Annotated in this window: 28 protein-coding genes and 1 tRNA gene; 20 read left to right on the forward strand and 9 right to left on the reverse strand. The window is 67.7% G+C overall.

Going from position 1 to position 23,852, the window contains the following annotated elements:
* The coding region (locus ACFE87_RS17735; protein WP_375461029.1) for an acyl-CoA dehydrogenase family protein at positions 1–130 on the forward strand (130 nt) is incomplete at its 5' end.
* Between the two features lie 88 nt (positions 131–218).
* Here the strand turns inward: ACFE87_RS17735 and ACFE87_RS17740 are convergent.
* Both ACFE87_RS17740 and ACFE87_RS17745 read right to left on the reverse strand, forming a co-directional pair.
* Positions 219–416: a hypothetical protein gene (locus ACFE87_RS17740; RefSeq protein WP_375460983.1), complete on the reverse strand. Its 198-nt coding sequence runs from the start codon at positions 414–416 to the stop codon at positions 219–221.
* A gap of 121 nt (positions 417–537) precedes the next feature.
* Positions 538–1,164, reverse strand: coding sequence for a TlpA family protein disulfide reductase (locus ACFE87_RS17745; protein WP_375460984.1), 627 nt, complete (start codon positions 1,162–1,164; stop codon positions 538–540).
* 18 nt (positions 1,165–1,182) lie between these two features.
* Between ACFE87_RS17745 and argH the strand changes: the two genes are divergently transcribed.
* From argH to ACFE87_RS17790, 9 genes are all read left to right on the forward strand, one after another.
* On the forward strand, positions 1,183–2,577 hold the full coding sequence (gene argH / locus ACFE87_RS17750) for an argininosuccinate lyase (RefSeq protein WP_375460985.1): 1,395 nt from the start codon (positions 1,183–1,185) through the stop codon (positions 2,575–2,577).
* A gap of 70 nt (positions 2,578–2,647) precedes the next feature.
* Positions 2,648–3,019 carry a hypothetical protein gene (locus tag ACFE87_RS17755; RefSeq protein WP_375460986.1) on the forward strand — a complete coding sequence of 124 codons (372 nt, stop codon included), beginning with the start codon at positions 2,648–2,650 and terminating at the stop codon, positions 3,017–3,019.
* A 12-nt stretch (positions 3,020–3,031) separates the two neighbouring features.
* Entirely contained in the window at positions 3,032–4,300 is a 1,269-nt protein-coding gene (gene lysA, locus ACFE87_RS17760; RefSeq protein WP_375460987.1) for a diaminopimelate decarboxylase, read from the forward strand.
* Between the two features lie 102 nt (positions 4,301–4,402).
* Positions 4,403–7,075: a TIGR02302 family protein gene (locus tag ACFE87_RS17765; protein WP_375460988.1), complete on the forward strand. Its 2,673-nt coding sequence runs from the start codon at positions 4,403–4,405 to the stop codon at positions 7,073–7,075.
* A 21-nt stretch (positions 7,076–7,096) separates the two neighbouring features.
* Positions 7,097–7,291 carry a twin transmembrane helix small protein gene (locus ACFE87_RS17770; protein WP_375460989.1) on the forward strand — a complete coding sequence of 65 codons (195 nt, stop codon included), beginning with the start codon at positions 7,097–7,099 and terminating at the stop codon, positions 7,289–7,291.
* 33 nt (positions 7,292–7,324) lie between these two features.
* Entirely contained in the window at positions 7,325–7,900 is a 576-nt protein-coding gene (locus ACFE87_RS17775) for a cob(I)yrinic acid a,c-diamide adenosyltransferase (protein ID WP_375460990.1), read from the forward strand.
* 151 nt (positions 7,901–8,051) lie between these two features.
* A complete protein-coding gene (locus ACFE87_RS17780; RefSeq protein ID WP_375460991.1) occupies positions 8,052–8,801 on the forward strand; it encodes an electron transfer flavoprotein subunit beta/FixA family protein in 750 nt (249 codons plus the stop codon).
* Between the two features lie 34 nt (positions 8,802–8,835).
* The gene (locus ACFE87_RS17785; RefSeq protein ID WP_375460992.1) at positions 8,836–9,777 is read left to right on the forward strand and encodes an electron transfer flavoprotein subunit alpha/FixB family protein; all 942 of its coding nucleotides are present in this window, start codon (positions 8,836–8,838) and stop codon (positions 9,775–9,777) included.
* Positions 9,778–9,820: 43 nt separating this feature from the next.
* Complete coding sequence (locus ACFE87_RS17790; RefSeq protein WP_375460993.1) at positions 9,821–10,702, forward strand: 3-hydroxybutyryl-CoA dehydrogenase; 882 nt, start codon at positions 9,821–9,823, stop codon at positions 10,700–10,702.
* A gap of 121 nt (positions 10,703–10,823) precedes the next feature.
* Here ACFE87_RS17790 and ACFE87_RS17795 read toward each other — a convergent pair whose 3' ends face one another.
* Entirely contained in the window at positions 10,824–11,321 is a 498-nt protein-coding gene (locus tag ACFE87_RS17795) for a GFA family protein (RefSeq protein WP_375460994.1), read from the reverse strand.
* Positions 11,322–11,443: 122 nt separating this feature from the next.
* On the opposite strand from ACFE87_RS17795, the gene ACFE87_RS17800 reads away from it, so the two are divergent.
* Positions 11,444–12,010 carry an HNH endonuclease gene (locus tag ACFE87_RS17800; protein ID WP_375460995.1) on the forward strand — a complete coding sequence of 189 codons (567 nt, stop codon included), beginning with the start codon at positions 11,444–11,446 and terminating at the stop codon, positions 12,008–12,010.
* A gap of 4 nt (positions 12,011–12,014) precedes the next feature.
* On the opposite strand, the gene ACFE87_RS17805 is transcribed toward ACFE87_RS17800, so the two are convergent.
* Both ACFE87_RS17805 and ACFE87_RS17810 read right to left on the reverse strand, forming a co-directional pair.
* Complete coding sequence (locus tag ACFE87_RS17805; RefSeq protein ID WP_375460996.1) at positions 12,015–12,503, reverse strand: disulfide bond formation protein B; 489 nt, start codon at positions 12,501–12,503, stop codon at positions 12,015–12,017.
* Between the two features lie 9 nt (positions 12,504–12,512).
* A complete protein-coding gene (locus ACFE87_RS17810; RefSeq protein WP_375460997.1) occupies positions 12,513–13,094 on the reverse strand; it encodes a YqaA family protein in 582 nt (193 codons plus the stop codon).
* Positions 13,095–13,232: 138 nt separating this feature from the next.
* Between ACFE87_RS17810 and ACFE87_RS17815 the strand changes: the two genes are divergently transcribed.
* The 3 genes from ACFE87_RS17815 to ACFE87_RS17825 all read left to right on the forward strand — a co-directional run bounded on the left by ACFE87_RS17815 (position 13,233) and on the right by ACFE87_RS17825 (position 14,096).
* Positions 13,233–13,319, forward strand: a tRNA-Leu gene (locus tag ACFE87_RS17815).
* A 10-nt stretch (positions 13,320–13,329) separates the two neighbouring features.
* Positions 13,330–13,761 (forward strand): hypothetical protein, encoded by a 432-nt coding sequence (locus ACFE87_RS17820; RefSeq protein ID WP_375460998.1) that lies wholly within the window; start codon positions 13,330–13,332, stop codon positions 13,759–13,761.
* Between the two features lie 65 nt (positions 13,762–13,826).
* Positions 13,827–14,096 carry a hypothetical protein gene (locus tag ACFE87_RS17825; RefSeq protein ID WP_375460999.1) on the forward strand — a complete coding sequence of 90 codons (270 nt, stop codon included), beginning with the start codon at positions 13,827–13,829 and terminating at the stop codon, positions 14,094–14,096.
* 9 nt (positions 14,097–14,105) lie between these two features.
* On the opposite strand, the gene ACFE87_RS17830 is transcribed toward ACFE87_RS17825, so the two are convergent.
* From ACFE87_RS17830 to ACFE87_RS17840, 3 genes are all read right to left on the reverse strand, one after another.
* The gene (locus tag ACFE87_RS17830; protein WP_375461000.1) at positions 14,106–14,762 is read right to left on the reverse strand and encodes a metallophosphoesterase family protein; all 657 of its coding nucleotides are present in this window, start codon (positions 14,760–14,762) and stop codon (positions 14,106–14,108) included.
* 9 nt (positions 14,763–14,771) lie between these two features.
* A complete protein-coding gene (locus ACFE87_RS17835) occupies positions 14,772–15,341 on the reverse strand; it encodes a DUF4337 domain-containing protein (protein ID WP_375461001.1) in 570 nt (189 codons plus the stop codon).
* Positions 15,342–15,418: 77 nt separating this feature from the next.
* A complete protein-coding gene (locus ACFE87_RS17840; RefSeq protein ID WP_375461002.1) occupies positions 15,419–16,696 on the reverse strand; it encodes a flavin monoamine oxidase family protein in 1,278 nt (425 codons plus the stop codon).
* 99 nt (positions 16,697–16,795) lie between these two features.
* Here ACFE87_RS17840 and ACFE87_RS17845 point away from each other — a divergent pair, with 99 nt between their 5' ends.
* From ACFE87_RS17845 to ACFE87_RS17870, 6 genes are all read left to right on the forward strand, one after another.
* Positions 16,796–17,500 (forward strand): sulfate transporter family protein, encoded by a 705-nt coding sequence (locus ACFE87_RS17845; protein WP_375461003.1) that lies wholly within the window; start codon positions 16,796–16,798, stop codon positions 17,498–17,500.
* Positions 17,497–18,711, forward strand: a complete 1,215-nt coding sequence (locus ACFE87_RS17850) for an NAD(P)/FAD-dependent oxidoreductase (RefSeq protein ID WP_375461004.1) — start codon at positions 17,497–17,499, stop codon at positions 18,709–18,711. Before ACFE87_RS17845 ends, ACFE87_RS17850 begins: the two co-directional genes overlap by 4 nt.
* Before the next feature lie 119 nt (positions 18,712–18,830).
* Complete coding sequence (gene ugpB, locus ACFE87_RS17855; RefSeq protein ID WP_375461005.1) at positions 18,831–20,150, forward strand: sn-glycerol-3-phosphate ABC transporter substrate-binding protein UgpB; 1,320 nt, start codon at positions 18,831–18,833, stop codon at positions 20,148–20,150.
* Between the two features lie 149 nt (positions 20,151–20,299).
* The gene (gene ugpA / locus ACFE87_RS17860) at positions 20,300–21,181 is read left to right on the forward strand and encodes a sn-glycerol-3-phosphate ABC transporter permease UgpA (protein WP_375461006.1); all 882 of its coding nucleotides are present in this window, start codon (positions 20,300–20,302) and stop codon (positions 21,179–21,181) included.
* Positions 21,181–22,032 carry a sn-glycerol-3-phosphate ABC transporter permease UgpE gene (gene ugpE, locus ACFE87_RS17865; protein ID WP_375461007.1) on the forward strand — a complete coding sequence of 284 codons (852 nt, stop codon included), beginning with the start codon at positions 21,181–21,183 and terminating at the stop codon, positions 22,030–22,032. Before ugpA ends, ugpE begins: the two co-directional genes overlap by 1 nt.
* Before the next feature lie 4 nt (positions 22,033–22,036).
* Positions 22,037–23,107, forward strand: a complete 1,071-nt coding sequence (locus ACFE87_RS17870) for a sn-glycerol-3-phosphate import ATP-binding protein UgpC (protein WP_375461008.1) — start codon at positions 22,037–22,039, stop codon at positions 23,105–23,107.
* On the opposite strand, the gene ACFE87_RS17875 is transcribed toward ACFE87_RS17870, so the two are convergent.
* Positions 23,060–23,851, reverse strand: coding sequence for a TerC family protein (locus ACFE87_RS17875; protein WP_375461009.1), 792 nt, complete (start codon positions 23,849–23,851; stop codon positions 23,060–23,062). The genes ACFE87_RS17870 and ACFE87_RS17875 overlap by 48 nt on opposite strands.
* Position 23,852 lies beyond the last annotated feature (1 nt).

The raw sequence follows: 23,852 nt of genomic DNA on the forward strand, positions 1-23,852 counted from the left end.
CGGTAACGGCTTCGCGCTGGAATATCCCGTGAGCCGGCTTCTCTGCGACGCCCGCGTCCTATCGATCTTCGAGGGTGCGGCCGAAATCCAGGCTCACATCATCGCGCGCCGGCTGCTCGAGACACAATAGCCGTTTTCCGGGTGTGATGGCCGGGCTTGTCCCGGCCACGCCATGTCGAATTCCTCGGGCTAGGCCTCAGAATCTCGGACTTTGCCGGTCACTTCGTGATTTTCACCGAGACCGGATCGCTCCCGGGAAACGTTTCGTCGACGGCGTTGTCGAGCTTCTCGTCGAGATTTTCCTTCGAGTTCTCCACGAGCTTCTTGTCTCCCGGACTCGCCGTCGATCCCACGCCCGTTGACTTCGTCGTTTTTTCGACCTCGACCCGGCTCGTCTCTCGCGTCTCGTTGTTCATTATGGCCTCCGTCGCCGATCGCGGCGCTTTGTGCGGCTCAACGCGACGGCAGCCATTCCGATCCCGCCTGCGAGAGCGCAGACGGCATTCGCCTGCGGGCACCCGTCCTACGGCGAGCCGATCAGGGGAGTGCGGCGCGAACGAGGGCGAGCCCGTCCGGACTCGCCCATTCCGCCCACCCGGCGAGACGACCGAGGCGGCAGCCGTCCGGACCGATCAGGAGCGTGGTCGGCAGACCCTCGGTCTCGCCGGCATTGCGAAGGTCCTGGAAGATCTTGGCCTCCCGATCCGAATAGAAGGCGAGCGCCGTGATGCCGGCGTCCCGCAACCACGCCGCCGGGCGTTCGAGATTGCGGGTGTCGATATTCACCGCCACGACCTTGAAGGCAGGTCCGCCGAGTTCGGATTGCAGGCGATCGAGCGCGGGCATCTCTCTCTTGCAGGGCTCGCACCAGGTCGCCCAGAGATTCAGCAGCACGGTGCCGCCGCGGAAATCCGCGAGGGTCGCGCGGCGGCCATCAGGGCCGGCGAAGCCGAGGGCGGGTGCGGGCTCCGCGCGAGAAGCAACCTGAAAGGCCGCCACCTTCCCGCGCGCCGCGGACGCGAGACGCGGCAGCGCGGCCGCCGAGGCCGCGCAGGCCGGGTTCGGGCGGTTGCCCGCGTATCTGAGCGTCCCGTATAGCCCGAGCGCGACGGCCGCGAGGGCGAGCGTTCCTGCGAGAATGCGCCGGAGAGGCGTGCGGATCATGAAAGACGGGCCAGGGCCATGAGCAACCGAATGTGGGGAGGACGGTTCGCGAGCGGTCCGGCCGAGATCATGCAGGAGATCAACGCCTCGATCGATTTCGACAAGCGCCTCGCCAGCCAGGATATCCGCGGCTCTCTGGCGCATGCCGAGATGCTGGTCGCGGCCGGGATCCTGTCCGAGGCGGACGGCACGGCGATCCGCGAGGGCCTGGAGACGATCGCGGGCGAGATCGAGCGGGGCGAGCTGCCCTTCTCGCGCGCCCTCGAAGACATCCACATGAATGTCGAGAGCCGCCTCAAGGACCTGATCGGGCCGGGCGCCGGCCGGCTGCATACGGCGCGGTCGCGCAACGACCAGGTCGCGACCGACATGAAGCTGTGGGTGCGGGACGCCATCGACGGGCTCGACGCGCAGCTCGCCGACCTGCAGCTCGCGCTGGCCGAGAAGGCGGCCAGCTTCTCCGATGCCGTGATGCCGGGCTTCACCCATCTGCAATCGGCCCAGCCGGTGACCTTCGGCCACCATCTCCTCGCCTATGTCGAGATGATCGCGCGCGACCGCGGCCGCTTCGCCGATGCCCGCCGAAGGCTTAACGAATCGCCGCTCGGCGCGGCCGCCCTTGCCGGAACGTCGTTCCCGATCGACCGCCACCGGACGGCGGCCTCGCTCGGTTTCGACCGGCCGACCGCGAACTCGCTCGATTCGGTGTCGGACCGGGATTTCGTGCTGGAAGCGCTCGCGGCGGCCTCGATCGCGGCCGTGCACCTGTCGCGTTTCGCGGAGGAGATCGTCCTCTGGACGACCCCGCAATTCGCCTTCGTGCGGCTCTCCGACGCCTACACCACCGGCTCTTCGATCATGCCGCAGAAGCGCAACCCGGACGCGGCCGAACTCGTGCGGGGCAAGACCGGCCGGGTGCTCGGCGCGCTCCAGGGCCTGCTGGTCGTCCTCAAGGGCCTGCCGCTTGCCTATGGCAAGGACATGCAGGAGGACAAGGAAGGAGCCTTCGACGCCCTCCAGACCCTCTCGCTCTGCATCGCCGCGACGGCCGGCATGGTCCGCGACATGCAGCCCGATCCCGACGTGATGCGGCATTGGGCCGGAGCGGGCTACGCCACCGCCACCGACCTCGCCGACTGGCTCGTGCGCGTGCTGGGCTTGCCGTTTCGCGACGCGCATCACGTGACGGGACGGCTCGTCGGCGAGGCGGCGTCGCGCGAGATCGGCCTCGACGAACTCGCGCTCTGCGACATGCAGGCCGTGGAGCCACGCATCACCGAGGACGTCTTCGCCGTTCTGGGCGTCGAGGCTTCGGTCCGGAGCCGCACGAGCCATGGCGGCACCGCACCCGACAACGTCCGCCGCGAGGCCGAGCAGTGGCTTTTACGGCTCAGGGCGCCGGCTGTCGGCTGAGCCTCCCGGCGCGGCCCTCGCCTGCGCCCGAGCCTTGTGCTTTAGCTTCGCGAAATCTCGGAGCCGCCGGATGACCCTTCGCCCCGGATCCGCCCCGCGCGGATCCTCTCTCGTCGTCTTGATCGCCTGCGTGATGGCGCTCGGCCTCGGTGCCTGCGGTCGGCGCGGCCAGCCCGAAGCGCCCGTCGATCCTGCCGCCCCGGCCGGCGCGCCGAGGCGGCAGGCGGCCGCCACGGGTCCGGCCGGAAACGACGCCCGCCCGAATTCGGGCCGCCTCGTGACCTCGCCGGGATCGGCGACGCAGCTGACCGTGGAAGACGACACGGAGGAGGAAGACCCCAATGCGGGTGTTTCGCCGCAGCCCGTGCCGACGGCGTCGCGCCGACGAAGCCGCGCCTACCAGGTTCCGAAGGAGCCCTTCATCCTCGACCCGCTTCTCTGACGTCGGCCGCGCGTGCACCATTTCCAGTATCGCGACGGAATCCTCCACGCCGAAGGCGTGAACCTGCAGTATCTGTCCGAGGACGTCGGCACACCCTTCTATTGCTATTCGACCGCGACCCTCGAGCGGCACTATCGGGTCTTCTCTGACGCCTTTGCCGGCCAGGACGCGCTCGTCTGCTTTGCCGTGAAGGCGAATTCCAACCAGGCCGTGCTGGCGAGCCTGGCCCGGCTCGGAGCCGGGATGGACATCGTCTCGGAGGGGGAACTCCGCCGTGCGATCGCGGCCGGAACGCCGCCGGACCGGATCGTCTTCTCGGGCGTCGGCAAGCAGCCGGCCGAGATGGCGGCAGCCCTTGATGCCGGCATTCTCTGCTTCAACGTCGAGAGCGAGCCCGAGATGGAGGCGCTCTCTGCCGTCGCGGTGTCCCGCGGACGGACGGCGCCGATCTCGATCCGGGTCAATCCGGACGTGGACGCCAAGACCCACGCCAAGATCTCGACCGGAAAGGCCGAGAACAAGTTCGGCATCCCGATCACGCGGGCCCGCGACGCCTACGCGGCCGCAGCCCGGCTGCCGGGGCTGCGCATCACCGGCGTCGACATGCATATCGGCAGCCAGATCACCGATCTCGAACCCTTTGCCAACGCGACCGAGCTCCTGGCCGAACTCGCGCGCGACCTCATGCGCTCAGGCCACGCGCTTACCCATATCGACCTCGGCGGCGGCCTCGGCATCCCGTACCGGCTCGGCGATCCGGCACCGCCCGACCCGAAGGCTTACGCCGAGATCGTCACGGCCCGGACGCGTGACCTTGGGCTCAAGCTCGTCTTCGAGATCGGCCGCATGATCTGCGGCAATGCCGGGACTCTCGTCACCCGGGTGATCTACGTGAAGGAGGGCGCGGACCGGACCTTCCTGATCGTGGACGCGGCCATGAACGACCTGATCAGGCCGACGCTGTACGATGCTCATCACGACATCGTGCATGTCGTCGAACCGCCGCCCGGCGTGGGCCGCATGGTCGCCGACGTGGTCGGCCCGGTCTGCGAGACGGGCGATTACCTTGCCCTCGGCCGCGACCTGCCCGAGGCGCGACCCGGCGACCTCCTGGCCGTTATGACGGCCGGCGCCTACGGCGCCGTGCAGGCGGGGACCTATAACAGCCGCCCGCTGGTTCCGGAGGTGCTGGTCCGGGGCGACACGCACGCGGTGGTGCGCCCGCGCCCGAGCCTGGACGACCTGATCGGGCAGGACCGCCTGCCGCCCTGGCTGGCCTAGAGCCGAGCCCGCGCCAAACGGCTGCACTGGCGGGGTCCGCCGGACATGGTATCGTCCACGCATGATGCTGATCCGCTCCCGTCACCCGGCGTCGATCTCCTGATGGCCGCCGCACCCGCTCCGGGCGGACCGGCCGGCCGCGAAGGCGAGCTGCGGCGCAGGCTTTCCGACCTCGTCCGCCGCGCGCGTGCGACCCTGGTTTGGGAGCAGGTCTGGCCCGCGTTGTGGGGTCCGCTCGGCATCGTACTCTTGTTCCTGGTCGGGTCCTGGCTCGGCCTCTGGCTCGATCTGCCCGCCCTCGGCCGCATGATCGGCGTCGCGCTTTTCGCGGTCGCACTCATCCTCTCGCTCCTTCCCGCGCTCCGTGTCCGGATACCGCGCCGCAACCAGGCGCTCGACCGCGTCGACCGGGATTCGGCTGCGGGTCACAGGCCTGCCCGCACGCTCGAAGATACGATGGCGCTCGGCGCCGGCGACCCCGGTGCGCGGGCCCTGTGGGCGCTTCATCTCCGGCGGGCGGAAGCCTCGATCCGCTCGCTCACGGTCGCGGCGCCCCGGCCCGGCATGGCCGGACGGGATCGTTTCGCCGTTCGGGCCATAGGCATCGTCGCCGCTGCCGCCGCGGCTTTCGTGGCCGGACCCGAAATCGGCTCCCGAATCGGCGCGGCCTTCGACTGGCGCGGGGTGAGCGCTCCCGTCGCCGCCTTCCGGATCGATGGCTGGATCGATCCGCCGCTCTACACCCGCCTGCCGCCGCTGATGATCGACCTCGCCGCGGGCGAGCAGCGGCTGCGGGCGCCGGTCGGGTCGACGCTGGTCGTCCGGATGGCGGGCCGGGGCGAAGCCACCCTGACGCCCGGACCCGGGCTGTCGCCGGTCGCAACGCCGGCCGCCAACACGACCACCGCAGGGCCGGCGCCGGGAGGCTCAATCCCGGATCTCCGCGAGCAGCGCTACAAGCTGACCGGATCGACCGAACTCGTGATTTCGAGCGGCATCGTCGCCCGGGCGGGTCTCTCGAATGGGATGCGGCTCGTCATCGAAGCCATCCCCGACCGTGTCCCGGAGATCGTGCTCTCAGGTGCACCCGAGACGAATGCCCGGGGCACCTTCACCGTCGCCTACAAGGCGAAGGACGATTACGGCCTGACTTCCGCCACGGTGCGGATCGAACGGCGGGATTCCACCCAGGGCCGGCGTTCGCTCGTCGCGCCGCCGACCGTCGCGCTTCAGCTTCCGGGCGACCACCGCGCCGGCGAGGAGGCGAAGACCACGGCCGACCTGACGGAGCATCCCTGGGCCGGTGCTCGCGTGCGGGTGATGCTGGCCGCTCGCGACGAGGCCGACCAGGAGGGCACGAGCGCGGCCTTCGACTTCACCCTGCCGCAACGACCCTTCACCAAGCCCCTCGCCAAGGCGCTGGTCGAGCAACGCCGCAACATCATCCTCGACCCGGACAATCGCCGACCCGTCCAGACCGCGCTCGACGCCCTGCTGATCGCGCCCGAGCAATTCACGCCCGAATGGGGAATTTTCCTCGGGCTCCGGGCAGCCGCGGATCGTTACCGGACGGCCAGGAGCGACGAAGACCTGTCGGGCGTCGCCGAATGGCTCTGGGCCATGGCCCTGCAGATCGAGGAGGGCGATCTTTCGGATGCCGAGCGCGAGCTTCGGGCCGCTCAGGAGCGCCTGCGCGAGGCCATGGAGCGAGGCGCGGGCGAGAAGGAGATCGCGCAGCTCACCGACGAACTTCGCCGCGCCATGGACCGGTTCCTGCGCGAATTCGCCGAGCAGATGAAGCGCGACGGGCAAAGCGCCGAGCGGCAGCCGAACGGGCCCGAGCGCACCATCACTCAGAACGACCTGAATCGCATGATCCAGGAGATGCAGGACGCGATGAAGCGCGGCGACATGGCCGAGGCGCAGCGCCTGCTCGACCAGTTGAAGAACGTCCTCGAAAACCTCCGCATGGCCCGGCCCAACAGCCGGATGAGCGATCCCATGTCGCGCGAGATGGGCCGGCAGATGGAGGAGCTCGACGAAATGGTCCGCGAACAGCAGCAGCTCCGCGACGAAACCTATCGCGAAGGCCAACAGCAGCGGAGCCAGCAGGGCCGGCGTCCCGGACAGGGCCAGCAGGGGCAGCGGGGCCAGAGAGGCCAGCGCGGTGAGCAGGGGCAGCAGGGACAGCAAGGCCAGGGCGGGGAAGGTCAGGAGCAGGCCGAATCCGGAGAGGGCGGCCAGGGCCAGCAGGGCGGCCAGGGGCTCGGACGCCGGCAGCAGGCCTTGCGGGAGCGCCTCGAACAGATGCAGCGGCGCATGCGCGGCATGGGCATGCAGGGCGAGCAGGGATTCGGCGACGCGGAAGGCGCGATGCGGGATGCCGAAGGCCAGCTCGGCCGGGGCGGTCGCGAAGGCGAGGCCGTGGACAGCCAGGGACGAGCGCTCGAAGGACTTCAGCGCGGCATGCAGGGCATGGCCCAGCAGATGCAGCGGATGATGGGCCAGAATGACGGCGACGATCAGGGCGGCGAGCCGGGCGGGCCCGGCAACCCGCAAGGCCGCGCCTCGAACGATCCGCGCAGCGACGACCCGCTCGGCCGGCCGACGCGATCGCGCGACTTCTCGGACGGCCGTGTCCGCATTCCGAGCGCGAGCGAATCGGCGGTCGAACGCGCCCGGCGCATCCTCGAGGAGCTGCGCCGCAAGCTCGGCGACCCGACCCGGCCGCGCGAGGAACTCGACTATTTCGAGCGCCTCCTGCGCCGGAACTAGCGCTCTTCACCTGGACCACCGATGTCGCTTTCGAATGTCCTGGTCACGCTCGCGATCGCGGTCGTGGCGATCGTGTTGCTACTTGGCCTCGTCAACATGATGCGGGGCGGAAGCCCGCAACGGTCGCAGCAGTTGATGCGGGCGCGGGTGATGCTGCAGTTCGTCGCCATCGTCGTGATCATGCTGGTGATCTGGGCCAAGACGTCGCATTCGTGAGGCCGGAGCCCTCGGGTTCTGTCCGGAGGAAAAATGGTCGCGCTCAACCGCATCTATACCCGGGCCGGCGACGGCGGCCGGACGCAGCTGGCCGATGGTCAGCGGCGACCGAAGCACGACCTTCGGATCGACGCCTACGGCACCGTCGACGAGACCAACGCGGCTATCGGGCTCGTCCGGCTCCATACCGGCCGGGAGGGCGACATGGATGCCATGCTGGGCCGCATCCAGAACGACCTGTTCGACCTCGGCGCCGACCTCGCGACGCCGCCGAGCGAAGTCCCGAAACGCGAGGCTTTGCGCATCCTGCCCTCTCAGGTGGACCGGCTCGAGCGCGAGATCGACGCGATGAACGAGGCTCTCGCGCCCCTGACCTCCTTCATCCTGCCCGGCGGCACGCCGGCGGCCGCCTATCTCCATCTCGCCCGGACGGTCTGCCGCCGCGCGGAGCGGCTCGTTGTGGCCCTCGCCGAGAAGCCGGACGAGCGCGTCTCGCCGGACTCGATCAAGTACCTGAATCGCCTCTCCGACCACCTGTTCGTCGCCTCGCGACACGCGAACGGGAACGGCGTTGCCGACGTCCTGTGGGTGCCAGGCCAGAACCGTTAGGACTTCGTCGTCGCTAGTCTTGCGCCGGGCGCATCGTTGCAAAAACCCGGATGCGTCTTTACCGTCCCGCGCCTGCATGCTTTGAGGGCGTCGAGCCCCAACGAACGGCCGCGCGCTTGCGGCCCTCCAGGTGATTCAGGGACGGAGTTCGATGAAGGTCCTCGTGCCCGTGAAACGGGTCATCGACTACAATGTGAAGATCCGGGTCAGGCCTGACGGCTCCGGTGTCGAACTCGCCAACGTGAAGATGTCTATGAACCCCTTCGACGAGATCGCGGTCGAAGAGGCGATCCGTCTGAAGGAGAAGGGCAAGGTCACGGAGATCGTCGCCGTCTCGATCGGCCCGCAGCAGGCGCAGGAGACCATCCGGACCGCGCTCGCCATGGGTGCCGACCGCGGCATCCTGGTGAAGGTCGAGGGTCAGGTCGAGCCGCTCGCCGTGGCCAAGATCCTGAAGGCGATCGTGGCGCAGGAAAGCCCCGACCTCGTCATTCTCGGCAAGCAGGCGATCGACGACGACGCGAACCAGACCGGGCAGATGCTGGCGGCGCTTCTCGGCTGGCCCCAGGGCACCTTCGCCTCGAAACTCGAACTGGCCGACGGTTCCGCGGAGGTCACGCGCGAGGTCGATGGCGGGCTCCAGACGGTGTCGCTTCGCCTGCCGGCCGTCGTCACGACGGATCTGCGTCTGAACGAGCCCCGCTACGCGTCGCTCCCGAACATCATGAAGGCCAAGAAGAAGCCGATCGCCGAGATGAGCGCGGCCGATCTCGGAGTCGACACAACGCCTCGCCTGACGGTCCTCAAGACCGTCGAGCCGGGCGGCCGGAAGGCCGGCGCCAAGCTCGGCTCCGTCGTCGAGCTCGTCGATCGGCTGAAGAACGAAGCCGGCGTCATCTGAGCGGAAGCCCCGAAGGCCAGCCTAAGGTCCCTGCATGACAACCCTTCTTCTCGCCGACCATGACGGTGCCGCCATCTCCGACGGGACCCGCAAGGCGCTGACGGCTGCCAAGGCGCTGGGCGCACCGGTCCACGTCCTCGTCACGGGTTCGGCTCCGGCTGCGCAAGCCGCCGCGAAGCTCGACGGGATCGAGAAGGTGCTGTCGGCCGAGGATGCCCGCTACGAGCATCTGCTCGCAGAACCGCTCGCGGCCCTCATCGTCTCGCTCGCCGGACCCTATGACGCGATCGTCGCGCCGGCGACGACCAGCGGCAAGAACGTGCTGCCGAGGGTCGCAGCCCTGCTCGACGTCATGCAGATTTCCGACGTGACGAAGATCGTCTCCCCCGACACGTTCGAGCGACCGATCTATGCCGGCAACGCCGTGCAGACCGTGCAGTCGACGGACGGCAAGAAGCTCCTGACGGTGCGGACCTCCGTCTTCCAGGCGGCGCCCGACGGCAGCAGCCAGGCGCCGATCGAGCCGGCGCAGGCTGCGGAGGATCCGGGCATCTCGACCTTCAAGGGCGAGGAGATCGTGAAACTCGACCGGCCGGAGCTGACGGCGGCGAAGATCATCATCTCGGGCGGACGTTCGCTCGGCTCCAAGGACGCGTTCACGACCTATATCGAACCGATCGCGGACAAGCTCGGCGCGGCCATGGGCGCCTCCCGGGCCGCGGTCGATGCGGGCTACGCCCCGAACGACTGGCAGGTCGGCCAGACCGGAAAGGTCGTGGCGCCGGACCTCTACATCGCCGTCGGCATCTCGGGCGCGATCCAGCATCTCGCCGGGATGAAGGATTCGAAGGTCATCGTCGCGATCAACAAGGACGACGACGCCCCGATCTTTCAGATCGCCGATTACGGCCTCGTCGGCGACCTGTTCAAGCTCCTCCCCGAGCTTGACCAGGAACTCGGCAAGCCGAAACCTTGATCGCGGCCGTGCCGTATCTGCACCGCGGGACAGCCAGGCCATCATGACCACTGACATCCGCACGGTTGGCGTCGTCGGCGCCGGACAGATGGGCAATGGCATCGCCCATGTCTGCGCGCTGGCCGGCCTCGAGGTCCGCCTGAACGACCTGTCCGAGGAGCGCATCCGCCAGGGCCTCGCGACCATTAACGGCAATCTGGCCCGGCAGGTTGCCAAGGGCGCGATCGGCGACGACGACCGCCGGATCGCGCTCGGCCGCATCCAGCCGGCGGTGGATTACGAGGCCCTCGCCGAATGCGACCTCGTGATCGAGGCCGCGACCGAGAACGAGGAGGTCAAGCGCAAGATCCTGGTCGCGATCTGCCCGTCCCTGCCCCACCATACGATCCTGGCGACCAACACCTCCTCGATCTCGATCACGCGTCTCGCGGCCGCGACCGACCGGCCCGAGCGCTTCATCGGCATCCACTTCATGAATCCGGTCCCGGTGATGCAGCTCGTCGAGCTCATCCGCGGCATCGCGACCGAGGATCCGACCTTCGAAGCCGCGAAGGCTTTCATCGGCAAGCTCGGGAAGACCACGACCACGGCCGAGGATTTTCCGGCCTTCATCGTCAATCGAATTCTCCTGCCGATGATCAACGAGGCGATCTACGTCCTCTACGAGGGCGTGGGCTCGGTCGATTCGATCGACACCGCCATGCGGCTCGGCGCCAACCATCCGATGGGGCCGCTCCAGCTCGCCGACTTCATCGGCCTCGATACCTGTCTCTCGGTCATGCAGGTTCTGCATGAGGGGCTGGCGGATTCGAAATACCGCCCTTGCCCTCTGCTGGTGAAATATGTCGAGGCCGGCTGGCTCGGCCGGAAAGCCAAGCGCGGCTTCTACGATTACCGCGGCGAGCACCCCGTTCCCACGCGCTGACGGGCTGCCGCCCGGACGGATCTTTTAGGCTTCGAGATCTCTCGCCGAGAAGATCGCTCAGACCGGGTTCGATCAGGGGCGGCAGCGCTTGCCCGTCGAGGCCGCCCGCCTTCGGGGCGGCTCAGTCCACCCACACACCGCGCGTCCTGTGCCAGTCCTCGATCGACTGGTCCGGATAAGTGTCGAACTCGACATCCCGCTCTCCGACATTTGGAACGACCCAGCTCGCCTTCGAGGCGAGCATGATGTGGACCCTCTCGGGTGGCACCGGAAGCGCGCTGTCGATGGCCGAGGCGAAGGGATGGACGAGTTCGGGCCATTCGGGATCGAAGAGCCACAGCGCCGAGCCGCAGCCCCGGCAGAAGTTGCGCTCGCCGGTGCTCGTCCGGCACGCGCCGGTCTCGTCGTCCTCGATCTCGGCCCGGAACACGGAGATCGACTCGGCGCCCTCGATCGTCAGGGTTCGGGCATCCGCGCCGAGATTGATCGCGTAGCCGCCTCCGCCGGCCGTCTTCCGGCAGATCGAGCAATAGCAGAGCTGGTAGGCGACAGGCGTGTGGCTCTCGACCGAGAACCGGACCGAGCCGCATCGGCACGATCCCTTCAAAATGGCGGGCATCCGGGCCTCCTGTGAATGCGACAACGCTCCCGCAGCATGCGAGCTTCACAAGCCCGCCATGGAATCGATAGTATCTGGCCCAGTGCGAGCCCTGTAGCCCTCATCCTGCCGGAGGAGGCGACTTGACGGTTCATGTTCAGCCTCCCCGGGCGGAATCCTGCCCGGCCCTCGTCCTCAATGCGGATTATCGACCGCTCAGCTACTACCCGCTGTCGATCTGGTGCTGGCAGGATGCGATCAAGGCGGTGTTCCTCGATCGCGTGAACATCGTGTCGGAATACGACACGACCGTTCGCTCGCCCTCGTTCGAGATGCGGCTTCCGTCCGTGGTCTCACTGAAGACCTACGTCCAGCCCTCTCGGGACCCGGCCTTCACGCGGTTCAACGTCTTCCTGCGCGACCGCTTCACCTGCCAATATTGCGGCGCACGCGAGGACCTCACCTTCGACCACCTGATCCCGCGCTCGAAAGGCGGCCTCACGACCTGGGAGAACGTCGTCGCGGCCTGCTCGCCCTGCAATCTCCTGAAAGGCGACCACCTCCCCCGCTCGGTCGACATGTGGCCGCGGCAGATGCCGTACGCGCCGAGCCTGCACGACCTGCATCGCAACGGACGTATGTTCCCGCCGAACTTCCTGCACGAGAGCTGGCTCGACTACCTGTATTGGGACACCGAGCTCGAGCCGTAGGCGATCACCGGATCGTCGCGCCCCGGATGGCTATAGCCGCGAGGGCGAGCGAGATCAGCGCGTTCCAACCCGCGAGCGAGAGGCCGAGCACCCGAAACGCGGCGTCGGCGCAATTAACGACGCGCGCCCCGTCGAGCTGCTTGAGAAAGTCGTCCACGCGCGGCGGCGCAGCGCCCGCGTCACCGGCGCAATCGATCGGGCCCGGCCAGAACCCCCACTCCACTCCGGCATGGTGGGCGCCCAGCCCCGCGCTGACCAGGAACACCAGCGCGAGGAGCGCGAAGCCGACCCGTCGCGGGCCGCCCGGAGGCAGGTACGCCGTCAGAGCGGCCAACGGCACGCCGGCATAATACGGCCAGCGCTGGATCAGGCAGAGCTTGCACGGCGCGAGCCCGAAGACTTGCTGCGACACGAGCGCGCCGCCGATCGTCGCTCCCGCGATCGCCAGGATCGCGAGCGCTATCGGGCGCGTCCGGTAGACGGGCGCGATCATGAGCCGGCCTCAGTAGATCAACTTGATGGCCGCGAAGCCGCCCAAGACGATCACGACAAGAACGGCCGTCACCAGGCCGAGATGCCGGTCGAGGATCCCGCGGATCGCGGGTCCATACCGGCCGAGGAGCGCGGCAAGGATGCCGAAGCGCGCACCGCGGGTCACGATCGACAGGATCGTGAACCAGACGAGGTCGTAGCCCGCGAAGCCCGAAGTGATGGTGACGAGCTTGTAGGGGATCGGGGTCAGCCCCTTCAACAGGATGATCCAGTGACCGTATTGCGCATAGGCGGCCCTGAACGCCTCGGCGCCCTTGTCGAGGCCGTAGAGCGAAAAGAGCCATTGCCCGACGGAATCGTAGAGCAGCGCACCGATCGCGTAGCCGAGCAGGCCGCCCAGGACCGAGGTGATGGTCGTGAGGGCTGCGTAGAAATAGGCGCGATCCGGCCGGGCGAGCGCCATCGGTACCAGCATCACGTCGGGCGGGATCGGGAAGAACGAGCTCTCCGCAAACGAGACGGCGCCAAGCGCGTAGGGAGCCGAGGGCCGGGCCGAGAGGTTCAGAACCCAGTTGTAAAGCGATCGCAGCATGGCTCAGGCGTGATCCCCGGCGGTGGTCGTCCCGCCTGCCGGCCTTTGAGCATGGGCGCGCGACGCGGGCCAGCTTTCGACCCCGTCCGGGGCGCGTCGCATTGACCCTCTCCACCCCCGATGTTAGGCGCCGCTTGGGCCCCTGTGGCGGAACTGGTAGACGCGCCTGACTCAAAATCAGGTTTCCGCGAGGAAGTGCTGGTTCGATTCCGGCCAGGGGCACCATGGATCCGAAATGTTCGCGCTAAGGCCTGTCCTCCTTGCCTCGCTGCTCTACGGTGCGACGGCCGTCGGGGCATCGGCCCAGGACCAAGAGGCAGTTGGATTCGGCAGCCTGAGGCCGATCGAGCGCGGCTACGGGGCCCGGATCGCGACCTGGGCCAAGGGCTTCTTCGTCGAGCCTGCGGCATTGCGCGGGCTGTCGATCTCGGACCCGATCCTGATCCGGGACGGGACCGGGCGTCTCCTCTGGCTCGTGTGCCTGGAGGCCCGAAACCCGCTCACCACGCCGCCCCCGGCCAGGACCGAGCGGCACGCCTTCGGCTTCGCCCCGGACTATTTCACAGCTCCGCAAGAGCGGCGTGGTTCATCCCTCACCTTCCAGACCTGCGACGAGCAACCGCTTGTGTGGCGGGCATTTCGGGACACGACTCGCCGATCCCGTTAGCCGAACGATAACCCTGCCCGGGTCTTACTCCCGTCCTCGCTACCTGTTGCGTGAGGGACGGCACGATGGCGCTGAAGTATGACTGGGCTGCTCCCGCGAAGCTCTTCTTCTGGCCTGCCGAGGATGGGTCCGAGGAGGAATGCGTGTATCCGACGCTCGACGACGCCCTGAAGGCGGCCGGCGAAGGAGATGCGGACCATGCCTGGATCATCACGCGCGACGGCGACATCCTAAATCCCCGGGTGATCGCGACCCTTCGCGAAGAATTGGCGGAACGCCGCCGCCGCAAGCGGGACAAGCCGTTTTCCTTCCTGGGCTGGGCTCGCGCGGCCTGATTCGTTCGGCTAGCCGGCCTGGAGAAAGTCCACGGCGCGATCCTCCTCGTCCGTGAAGATCGCGGCGGTGAGGCGCCCGCCATAGGCGGCAGCGGTGTCGATGTTCAGGCGCGTGCGCCTCGCATCGGGCCGGGCCGTGCGGATTGGCGTGTGGCCATGCACGACGTAGCGTCCGAAATCGTGATCGGATTCCAGGAACACCTCCCGGATCCAGAGCCGGTCGGCGTCGCGCTGGTGCTCGCGGTCGGAAGCCGGGTTCAGCCCGGCATGGACGAAGTAGCGCCGCCCGTCGTCGAGGAAGGTCGGGCAGGCCTCGATCCAGGCGAGAATGTCGGCCGGGACGTCGCCGATATCCCCGGCCCCGAAGGATTCCAGGGTCTCGCGCCCGCCATTCGCGAGCCAGACCCCGACCGAGGCGTCGCGCCGCGCGGCGCGGAGCATCAGGTCCTCATGGTTGCCCTTGAGGCAGACGAGCCGACCCGGCTCCCGCGCCTGCATGTCCCGAAGCATCCGGACCACGCCGGCGCTGTCGGGTCCCCGGTCGATCAGATCGCCCAGGCAGACGATGCGATGCGGGCCATGCCTCGCCGCGCGCTCGATCTGCCGCAGGAGATCGACGAGGAGCGCGAGGCAGCCGTGAATGTCGCCGATGGCGAAGGTGAGCATCGCGCCCGATCAGAACAGGTGGACGGCGTTGGGCGCGAAGAGCCCGATCGCCGTCATCGCGAGACCCCCGACGCCGAGCGCGATCCCGGCCCAGGCCAAAGCCGCGACACCGGTGATCAGCATGGCCGAGGCCAGCACGATCGCGATCTGGAATGCGGCCGACCCGAGCTCGAAGTGATGGTATCTGGCAAGGTTCGTGGCCGCACGAGCTTCGGCCTGCTTCGCCCGGGCCGAGAGTTCCTTCCGGCCCTCGCCCGTCTCGGGCTCGGAATCCCAGCGCGCCGAGGCCTTGGTCCAGAAATCGACGCGCTTGCGATAGACCTCGTCGCCCAAGCCCTCCGGCACCGCGGCGCGCTGCAGCTCGGCATTCTCGGCCGCCGTCCTCACGACGGTCATCCGCACGGTCTTCGCCTGGAAGAAGGCCCAGAGATTCGACGCCTCGATGTTGTCCCCGAGCGCGCTCGTCTGCGCGCTCTTGGCCAGCGTCTCCGCCATGGCGAGGAACAGGGCCAGGACCGAGATCAACAGGGCGACCCGCTTGTTGGACCCCTCTACAGCGCCGTGACCGTGACCCGACATGATGTGCTCTCCGCCTCTGCTCTGCGCCGAGTAGGGCCTTTGCGAGAGGTTGGAAATACGGGCCTTTCGGGGATCGCTCACACGGCGGGGCGGAGGCGCTCGGCCACCGCCGTGGCGGCTTCCTCGCCCGAATCCCACGCACCACCGACGGTGCCCCACATCGCCCGCACATTGGCCTCCCCGGCCAGCCATATCCGATCCCCGACCGGCCGGGTGAGAACGTCGCGAGCGCCCGCATGTCCGGGCGGGGCGACGGCCCATGCGGTCCGTGACCAGGGATCCCCGACCCAATCCGTCACCGCGATGACCCGGAGACTGCGCAGGACCCCGCGGCCGAAATGTCCGACCAGGATCTCGCGAGCCAAGCGCCCGAGCGCTTCCCGGTCCCGTCCAGCCAGCGAGGCCACCGTGGCGTGGTCCATTTCGAGATAGTGAAACGGGGCCCTGTCGATACAGGTCAGCATGCCGTGGCTGTCGCGCTGCCCGACGAGCTTCGCCAGCCTGTCGGGCGCCCGGAACGGGCCTTCCGGCCAGTTCAGGACGACGTGCTCGTAGGTCCCGGGCAGGAAGCCGGCGATCGCGGCCGCGAGGTCGTGCGGCAGGTCCGGGGTGAATCGGAGCCCACCCCCCGCGAGAACCGGCAGGGGCGCCGTCACGATCGCCGCGCCGGCCTCGATTCGGCCCGCTGACGTCTCGACGGAAACGCCCTGCCCTGACCAGTCGATCGTCCTGACCGGACAACCGAGCGCGACCGGGAGACCGGCCGCGAGCCGGGCCAGATAGGTCCCGTAGCCGCCGCGGAGGAAATAATTGTCCCCGAACTCGTCGCTCGGGAAGTCCTTCACGCTCACCTCCTCGAGCGGCCGGCCGCTGACCAGGGCGAAGGTCGCTTCCGCAGGCCGGCCCCACATCCCGAGCGGGGGAAAGGCGGAGGCGAGGCTTCGGTCGTCGGCTTCACGGGACGCGGCCGCGAAAGCCCGGTCCGCTCGCTCGAAGGCCTCGCCGTGGGCGCGGCGCTCCGCCCGCCCGCGGAACTGGCCATTGACGAGGACCGGGCCGTCCCGAGGCGCACGGCGCAGCGGCTCGCCCCGGGCAAAGCCCAGCCGGACCAGCGGGTTCAGGCGCCCGGCATGCAGCCAATGCGCGCCGAGATCGATCGCGTGGCCTCCGAATTCCGCCGTGACGGCACGTCCGCCGACGCGGTCGCGTGCCTCCAGAACGGCAAGGCTCAGGCCCTTTGCGAGGCAAAGACGGGCGGCCGCGATCCCTGCCGCGCCTGCGCCGACGACGACGACGTCGACCTTCCCGGAAAGGGGGCGGCGCACCGCCCGGAAGATCGCACCAATCGTCGCCAACGCCCGCTCCCTCAGAAATGTCCGCGCCGACGCGCGCGTCCAAGTCCGGGCAAGACGCCGCGCTTCCATGGCGGCGATTTCGCCGTAAAGGAAGGCCGGATGATCATTCGGTCCGCTTTCGCCGCCCTGCGCCAGGTGCTCTCCCCGGGGCTTCGACGCATCGCGTTGCGGTCGGTCGGGATGACCCTCATCCTGATCCTCGCCGTGTGGGCGATCCTCACCAAGGGCTTCGGCTACCTGCTGGAGAAGCACCCGCTCAGCCTCGACTACCCGGTCGTCGACGGCTTCGTATATTTCATGGCCGGAGCCGGCCTGATCGTCGCGCTGCTCTACCTCCTGCCCGCGATCTCGGCCCTGGTCGGCGGCTTTTTCCTCGACGACGCGGCCGTGATCGTCGAGGCGACGGACTTCCCCGGCGACCCGCCCGGACAGGCGATGTCGACCGGAAGCTCGATCGGCTACGGGCTCCGCTTCGCCCTTCTAGCCCTGGTCGTGAACCTCGCCGCGCTGGCGCTGTTCTTCATCCCGGTCGTCAACATCGGCGCCTTCTTCGTCGCGAACGCCTACCTGCTCGGCCGCGAGTATTTCGAGATGGCAGCGGCCCGTTTTCGGCCGGTGCGCGATGCGGCGCGGCTCCGGCGGGAGAACCGCCTCTTGATCATGGCGGCCGGGTCGGTGCTGGCCGGCCTGATGCTGATCCCGGTCTTCAATCTGTTGACGCCGATCTTCGGCATCGCCCTGATGGTCCACGTGCACAAGCATGTGGCCGGCCGGACTGCCCTCGCCCCTCCCGCTCGTCCATGACGAGCTACGACGTCGTCATCGTGGGCGGGGGCGCGACGGGTTCGTCCGTCGCCTTTCATCTGCTGTCGGATCCGGATTTCAGCGGCCGCGTCCTGGTCGTCGAGAAGGATGCGACCTACCGGCTCGCGGCGTCGGCGCTGTCGGCCGCCTCGATCCGGCAGCAATATTCGCAGCCCGTGAATATCCGCATGTCGCTCTACGGCATCGGCTTCCTCCGCGACATCGGCCGCCATCTCGCGGTCGACGGAGAGGCACCCGCGATCGGTCTGAGCGAAGCCGGGTATCTGTATCTGGCCGGAGAAGCTCATGCGGAAGCCCTGCGGGAGAACCACGTCGCGCAGCGTCGCGAGGGCGCCGATATCAGGCTCCTCGACCGATCGGCCTTGGGCGAGCGCTTTCCGTGGCTCGCCCTCGACGGGGTCACGCTCGGAAGCTGGGGAGCGAGCGGCGAGGGATGGTTCGACGGCTGGGCATTGCTCCAGGCCTTTCGGCGGAAAGCACGGCATCTCGGCGCCGAATATCGCCAGGACGAGGTGGTTGGCCTCGAGGTAACCGGCGGCTGCGTGGTCGGTGTTCATCTTCGCGAGGGCGGTTTTGTCGCCTGCGGCGGCGGAGCCTTGGTGAATTGCGCGGGCACGAACGGGCCGAGGATCGCCGCGATGGCCGGCATTCCCCTTCCGGTTCAGGCCAAGCGCCGTTCCGTCTTCGCTTTCACGTGCCGCACGCCCCTCCAGGCAGCGCCGCTCCTGATCGACATGTCGGGCGTGTGGATGCGGCCGGAGGGGCGGCCCGGCCCCGACGGCCAGACCTACATTGCCGGTTGGTCACCTCCGCCGGAGAGCGACCCGGACTGGCGCGACGAGGATCCGGACACCCAGGCCGTCGACTGGTCCCTCTTCGAGGAGGTGGTATGGCCGGCCCTGGCTGCGCGCGTACCGGCCTTCCAGACTATCAGGCCGGGCCGGGCCTGGGCCGGGCCCTACGACATGAACCTGTTCGATCACAACGCGGTCCTCGGCCCGGCGGCCGATGTGGAGAATTTGTATCTCTGCAACGGCTTTTCGGGCCACGGCCTGCAGCAATCGCCGGCGGTCGGACGCGGCCTCGCCGAGCGCATCATCCACGGCCGATACACCACGCTCGACCTGTTCTCGCTCGGCTATGAACGGCTTGCGGCTGGCAAGCCGCTTCTCGAGCAGAATGTCATTTGAGCCTTGTCGTCGATGGGTGACTGTCACCCGCTTGTCATCTGATTGTCATCCAGCCATCGTGCCGCGGGACGCAATGAGACGAACCCGGCAAGGGTTCCGGTTCGAGAGGGAGAGTTCGCATGACAGGCCTGACTCGCAAGGCCGCGTGCCTGGCGGCCGCGCTCGCGCTGGCCACGCCGGCGATGGCGCAGACCGAGCTTCAATGGTGGCACGCCATGACGGGAGCGAATAACGACGTGATCGTGAAGCTCGCCGACGAGTTCAACGCCTCGCAGAAGGATTACCGCGTCGCCCCGAGCTACAAGGGTGGCTATGCCGATACGCTGAATGCCGGGATCGCAGCCTTCCGGGCCGGCAGCGCGCCCCACGTGCTCCAGGTCTTCGAGGTCGGCACGGCGACGATGATGTCGGCCCGCGGCGCGGTGAAGCCCGTCTACCAGCTCATGGCGGATGCCGGAGAGCCTTTCGATCCCAAGACCTACCTGCCGGCGATCACCGGCTATTACTCGACGGCCAAAGGCGAGATGCTGTCGATGCCGTTCAATTCGTCGTCGACGGTGATGTGGTACAACAAGGACGCCTTCAAGAAGGCCGGCCTCAACCCTGATCAGCCGCCGAAGACGTGGCCCGACCTGTTCGACGCGGCGAAGAAGCTGAAGGCCTCGGGCCACGCGACGTGCGGCTTCTCCAATGCCTGGGTCACCTGGGTCAATCTCGAGCAGCTCTCGGCTTGGCACAACGTGCCCCTCGCGACCAAGGCCAACGGCCTGGACGGGTTCGACACGGAGCTGAAGTTCAATACGCCGATGCATGTCCGGCACATCCAGAACCTCGTAGACCTCCAGAAGGACAAGACCTACGATTATTCCGGCCGGACCAATTCCGGCGAGGGCCGTTTCACCTCGGGCGAATGTCCGATCATGCTGACGTCCTCGGCCTTCTACGCGAATATCAAGGCCAACGCGAAGTTCGACTTTGCGGCCGCGCCGATGCCCTACTATCCCGATGTGCAGGGTGCGCCGCAGAATTCGATCATCGGCGGCGCCTCGCTCTGGGTCATGGGGGGCAAGAGCCCGGCCGAGTATAAGGGCGTCGCGAAGCTCTTCGCCTTCCTGTCGGACACCGACCGGCAAGCGCGCATCCATCAGCAGTCGGGCTACCTCCCGATCACCCGGGCGGCTTACGACAAGACGAAGGAATCGGGCTTCTACAAGCAGGCGCCCGCGATCGAGGTCCCCCTCCTCGAGCTGACCAACAAGGAGCCGACCGAGAATTCTCGCGGTCTCCGCTTCGGCAACATGGTGCAGCTGCGCGATGTCTGGGCCGAGGAGATCGAAGGCGCACTGGCCGGCCAGAAGAGCGCGAAGGAGGCGCTCGATGCGGCCGTGACGCGCGGCAACCAGATGTTGCGTCAGTTCGAGCGGTCGGTAAGCCGCTAGCCCTCGCACCGCCCTCCTGCCCGCCTCGCGAGAGGCGGGCATCCCGCTGACCCGACACGTACAGAAGCGATCACGCTGATTTTCCGTCACGATGCACTAGGGCCCCGGGTCGTCGCGATCGGCGAAATCCGGGCCGGCGGCGCCTAGCCGTGGAGAAACGGGCCGTCTTCGGCAATCGCGTGCTGCCCTACGGGCTGCTGGCGCCTCAGCTCGCGATCACGCTGGTCTTCTTCTACTGGCCGGCGGTGCAGGCGCTCTACGGCTCGTTTCTGGTCGAGGACGCTTTCGGCCTCTCGCGTGAATTCGTCTGGTTCGAGAACTACGCGAGACTGCTGTCGGACCCGTCCTATTACCGCTCGCTCGGGACCACGGCCGTGTTCTCGGTCTCGGTGACGCTGCTGGCGCTCACCTTCGCGCTGCTTCTTGCCGTCATGGCGGATCGCGAGATCCGCGGGGCAGCCGGGTATCGCACCTTCCTGATCTGGCCCTACGCGGTAGCCCCGGCCGTCGCGGGCGTGCTCTGGGTCTTCATGCTTGACCCCTCGCTCGGCATGGTGGCTCGGGGCATCCGGGCGCTCGGCGTCGACTGGAATCCGCGGCTGAACGGCCAGCATGCCATGACGATGGTGGTCCTGGCCTCCGCCTGGAAGCAGATCTCCTACAACTTCCTGTTCTTCCTGGCCGGTCTACAAGCCATTCCGCGCAGCATCATCGAGGCGGCTGCGATCGACGGCGCGCGCGCCTGGCGTCGCTTCTGGACGATCACCCTGCCGCTTCTGTCGCCGACGACCTTCTTCCTCGTCGTCGTGAACATCGTCTACGCCTTCTTCGATACGTTCGGGACGATCGACGCCATGACCGGCGGAGGCCCGGCCAAGGCGACCGAGACGCTCGTCTACAAAGTTTATTCCGACGGCCGGCTCGGCGGCGACCTCGGCGGCTCGGCCGCGCAATCGGTCATCCTCATGGCGATCGTGATCGGACTGACCGCGGTCCAGTTCCGCTTCATCGAGCGCAAGGTCACCTATTGATGGTCGAGCGTCGAAGCCTGTTCTGGGACGTGATCCCCCACATCGTCCTCCTGACGGGAGTCGCGATCGTCGCCTTCCCGGTTTATCTCGCGATCATTGGGTCCACCCACGAAACCGCCGTCATCGCGAACGGGCAGATGCCGCTCCTTCCCGGAGAGCAGGGTCTCGACAGCTATCGCCGGGCCATCTTCGTCGGGGCGAGCGGGACCACGCGCCAGCCGGTTGGCGGCATGCTCCTGAACAGCCTGACGATGGCGATGATCATCGCGCTCGGAAAGATCGCGATCTCGATCCTGTCGGCCTTTGCGGTCACCTATTTCCGGTTTCCGTTCCGCAAGGCCGCCTTCTGGATCATCTTCGTCACGCTCATGCTGCCCGTCGAGGTCCGTATCTATCCGACCTACAAGATCGTGGCCGATCTCGGCCTGCTCGACACGATGGCGGGGCTGACGCTGCCGCTCGTCGCCTCGGCCACGGCCACGCTGCTGTTCCGGCAGTTCTTCATGACGGTGCCGGACGAGCTTGTGGAGGCCTCGAAGATCGACGGGGCGGGTCCCCTCCGCTTCTTCAAGGACACGCTCATTCCGCTGGCCCGCACCAACATGGCGGCCCTGTTCGTGATCCTCTTCATCTACGGCTGGAACCAGTATCTCTGGCCACTCCTCATCACGACGCGCGACGACATGCAGACGATCGTCATCGGCATCAAGAAGATGATCGTCACCTCCGACGCGCTGACGGAGTGGCAGATCGTGATGGCGACGGCCGTCCTCGCCATGCTGCCGCCGGTTGCCGTCGTCGTCGTCATGCAGAAGCTGTTCGTGCGCGGCCTCGTCGAAACGGAAAAGTGAGCCGATGGCAGCCGTGACCCTATCGGGCGTCCGCAAAGTGTATCAGGGCGGCGTCGAGGCCGTGCGCGGCGTGTCTTTCGACGTGGCCGACGGGCAATTCTGCGTGCTGGTGGGCCCGTCCGGATGCGGGAAGTCCACCCTGCTCCGGATGGTCGCGGGCCTCGAGACGATCTCGGACGGGACGGTCCGGATCGGCGACCGCGTCGTGAACGACATCGAGCCGGCCGAACGCGACATCGCGATGGTCTTCCAGAATTACGCGCTCTACCCGCATATGAGCGTTTACGACAACATGGCCTATGGCCTCCGCAACCGGGGCACGCCGAAGGCCGAGATCGAGGCCCGCGTTCGCGAGGCAGCCCGAATCCTCGCCATCGAGCCGTATCTCGATCGCAGGCCGCGGGCGCTGTCGGGCGGCCAGCGTCAGCGGGTCGCGATGGGGCGCGCCATCGTCCGCAAGCCCCAAGTCTTCCTGTTCGACGAGCCGCTCTCCAATCTCGACGCCAAACTCCGCGTCCAGATGCGGGTCGAGATCAAGCGGCTGCAGCGCGCGCTTGGCGTCACCTCGATCTATGTCACGCACGACCAGATCGAGGCGATGACCCTCTCCGACCTTCTCGTCGTGATGAATGCCGGCCATGTGGAGCAGATCGGCACGCCGATCGAACTCTACCGGCGGCCCCGCACGCGTTTCGTCGCCGGATTTCTCGGTTCGCCTGCGATGAATTTCGTGCCCGGACGCCTCGGACAGCCCGGAGAACTCGTGATCGGCGGCCGCACCCTCCCCTGGGACGTGGCGCGCGGCGCGACATGTCCCGGCAGCGCCGTGGAGGTTGGGATCAGGCCGGAAAATCTGCGAGTGGCTGCTCCCGGATCGGAGCAGATCCTGATGGAAGTCGAATTCGTGGAAGAACTCGGTGCGACGCAGCTGATCCACGGCCGCGTCGGCGAGGCGGCCCTCGCGGTTCAGGTTCCGACCGGCATCGCGCCCGAAGCCGGGATGCTGGGCCTCACGGTCGACCCCGGCTCAACGCACCTGTTCGACCCCGCCAACGGCCTGCGCCTCGACCTCTGAGTCGCCGGCAAGGCGTTTCCGCTCCTTGGACTTTGCCCGCCGCGAGAGCATGTTGAGACCCTCGACCAGCGCCGAGAAGGTCATGGCCGCGTAGATGTAGCCCTTCGGCACGTGATAGCCGAAGCCGTCCGCGATGAGGGTCATCCCGATCATCAAGAGGAAGCCGAGGGCCAGCATGACGATCGTCGGATTGGCCTTGATGAAGGTCGCGAGCGGCCCCGCGGCGACGGCCATCACGATGACGGCCACGACGACGGCGACGACCATGATCGGCAGATGGTCCGTCATGCCGACTGCGGTGATGATCGAATCGACGGAGAAGACGAGGTCGAGGATGATGATCTGGACGATCGCGGACGCGTAGGTCGATACGACCCTGTCCTTCTCATGGACTTCGGCAGGGTCCACCGCCTCGTGGATCTCACGGGTGGCCTTCCAGACAAGAAACAGGCCGCCGGCGATCAGGATCAAGTCGCGCCAGGAGAACCCGTTACCGAGAACCGTGAAGACCGGTGCGGTCAGGGCGACGATGTAGGAGATGGTCGCCAAGAGCGCGAGCCGCATGACGAGCGCGAGCGTCAATCCGACCATCCGGGCCGACTTCCGCTGCGCTTCCGGAAGCTTGTTCGTGAGGATCGACAGGAAGATCAGGTTGTCGATGCCGAGCACGACCTCCATCACGATCAGCGTAGCCAGCGCAGCCCAGGCTCCGGGCTGGCCCATGAGGGTGATGATGCTGTCCATG

It is taken from the genome of uncultured Enterovirga sp., assembly GCF_964242715.1.
Taxonomy (GTDB): Bacteria; Pseudomonadota; Alphaproteobacteria; order Rhizobiales; family Beijerinckiaceae; genus Enterovirga.

Coding starts and splice junctions, on each gene's coding strand:
- ACFE87_RS17740 (WP_375460983.1), bottom strand. CDS start 416: ATGAACAACGAGACGCGAGAGACGAGCCGGGTCGAGGTCGAAAAAACG.
- ACFE87_RS17745 (WP_375460984.1), bottom strand. CDS start 1,164: ATGATCCGCACGCCTCTCCGGCGCATTCTCGCAGGAACGCTCGCCCTC.
- argH (WP_375460985.1), top strand. CDS start 1,183: ATGAGCAACCGAATGTGGGGAGGACGGTTCGCGAGCGGTCCGGCCGAG.
- ACFE87_RS17755 (WP_375460986.1), top strand. CDS start 2,648: ATGACCCTTCGCCCCGGATCCGCCCCGCGCGGATCCTCTCTCGTCGTC.
- ACFE87_RS17765 (WP_375460988.1), top strand. CDS start 4,403: ATGGCCGCCGCACCCGCTCCGGGCGGACCGGCCGGCCGCGAAGGCGAG.
- ACFE87_RS17770 (WP_375460989.1), top strand. CDS start 7,097: ATGTCGCTTTCGAATGTCCTGGTCACGCTCGCGATCGCGGTCGTGGCG.
- ACFE87_RS17775 (WP_375460990.1), top strand. CDS start 7,325: ATGGTCGCGCTCAACCGCATCTATACCCGGGCCGGCGACGGCGGCCGG.
- ACFE87_RS17780 (WP_375460991.1), top strand. CDS start 8,052: ATGAAGGTCCTCGTGCCCGTGAAACGGGTCATCGACTACAATGTGAAG.
- ACFE87_RS17785 (WP_375460992.1), top strand. CDS start 8,836: ATGACAACCCTTCTTCTCGCCGACCATGACGGTGCCGCCATCTCCGAC.
- ACFE87_RS17790 (WP_375460993.1), top strand. CDS start 9,821: ATGACCACTGACATCCGCACGGTTGGCGTCGTCGGCGCCGGACAGATG.
- ACFE87_RS17795 (WP_375460994.1), bottom strand. CDS start 11,321: ATGCCCGCCATTTTGAAGGGATCGTGCCGATGCGGCTCGGTCCGGTTC.
- ACFE87_RS17805 (WP_375460996.1), bottom strand. CDS start 12,503: ATGATCGCGCCCGTCTACCGGACGCGCCCGATAGCGCTCGCGATCCTG.
- ACFE87_RS17810 (WP_375460997.1), bottom strand. CDS start 13,094: ATGCTGCGATCGCTTTACAACTGGGTTCTGAACCTCTCGGCCCGGCCC.
- ACFE87_RS17820 (WP_375460998.1), top strand. CDS start 13,330: ATGTTCGCGCTAAGGCCTGTCCTCCTTGCCTCGCTGCTCTACGGTGCG.
- ACFE87_RS17825 (WP_375460999.1), top strand. CDS start 13,827: ATGGCGCTGAAGTATGACTGGGCTGCTCCCGCGAAGCTCTTCTTCTGG.
- ACFE87_RS17830 (WP_375461000.1), bottom strand. CDS start 14,762: ATGCTCACCTTCGCCATCGGCGACATTCACGGCTGCCTCGCGCTCCTC.
- ACFE87_RS17835 (WP_375461001.1), bottom strand. CDS start 15,341: ATGTCGGGTCACGGTCACGGCGCTGTAGAGGGGTCCAACAAGCGGGTC.
- ACFE87_RS17845 (WP_375461003.1), top strand. CDS start 16,796: ATGATCATTCGGTCCGCTTTCGCCGCCCTGCGCCAGGTGCTCTCCCCG.
- ACFE87_RS17850 (WP_375461004.1), top strand. CDS start 17,497: ATGACGAGCTACGACGTCGTCATCGTGGGCGGGGGCGCGACGGGTTCG.
- ugpB (WP_375461005.1), top strand. CDS start 18,831: ATGACAGGCCTGACTCGCAAGGCCGCGTGCCTGGCGGCCGCGCTCGCG.
- ugpE (WP_375461007.1), top strand. CDS start 21,181: ATGGTCGAGCGTCGAAGCCTGTTCTGGGACGTGATCCCCCACATCGTC.
- ACFE87_RS17870 (WP_375461008.1), top strand. CDS start 22,037: ATGGCAGCCGTGACCCTATCGGGCGTCCGCAAAGTGTATCAGGGCGGC.
- ACFE87_RS17875 (WP_375461009.1), bottom strand. CDS start 23,851: ATGGACAGCATCATCACCCTCATGGGCCAGCCCGGAGCCTGGGCTGCG.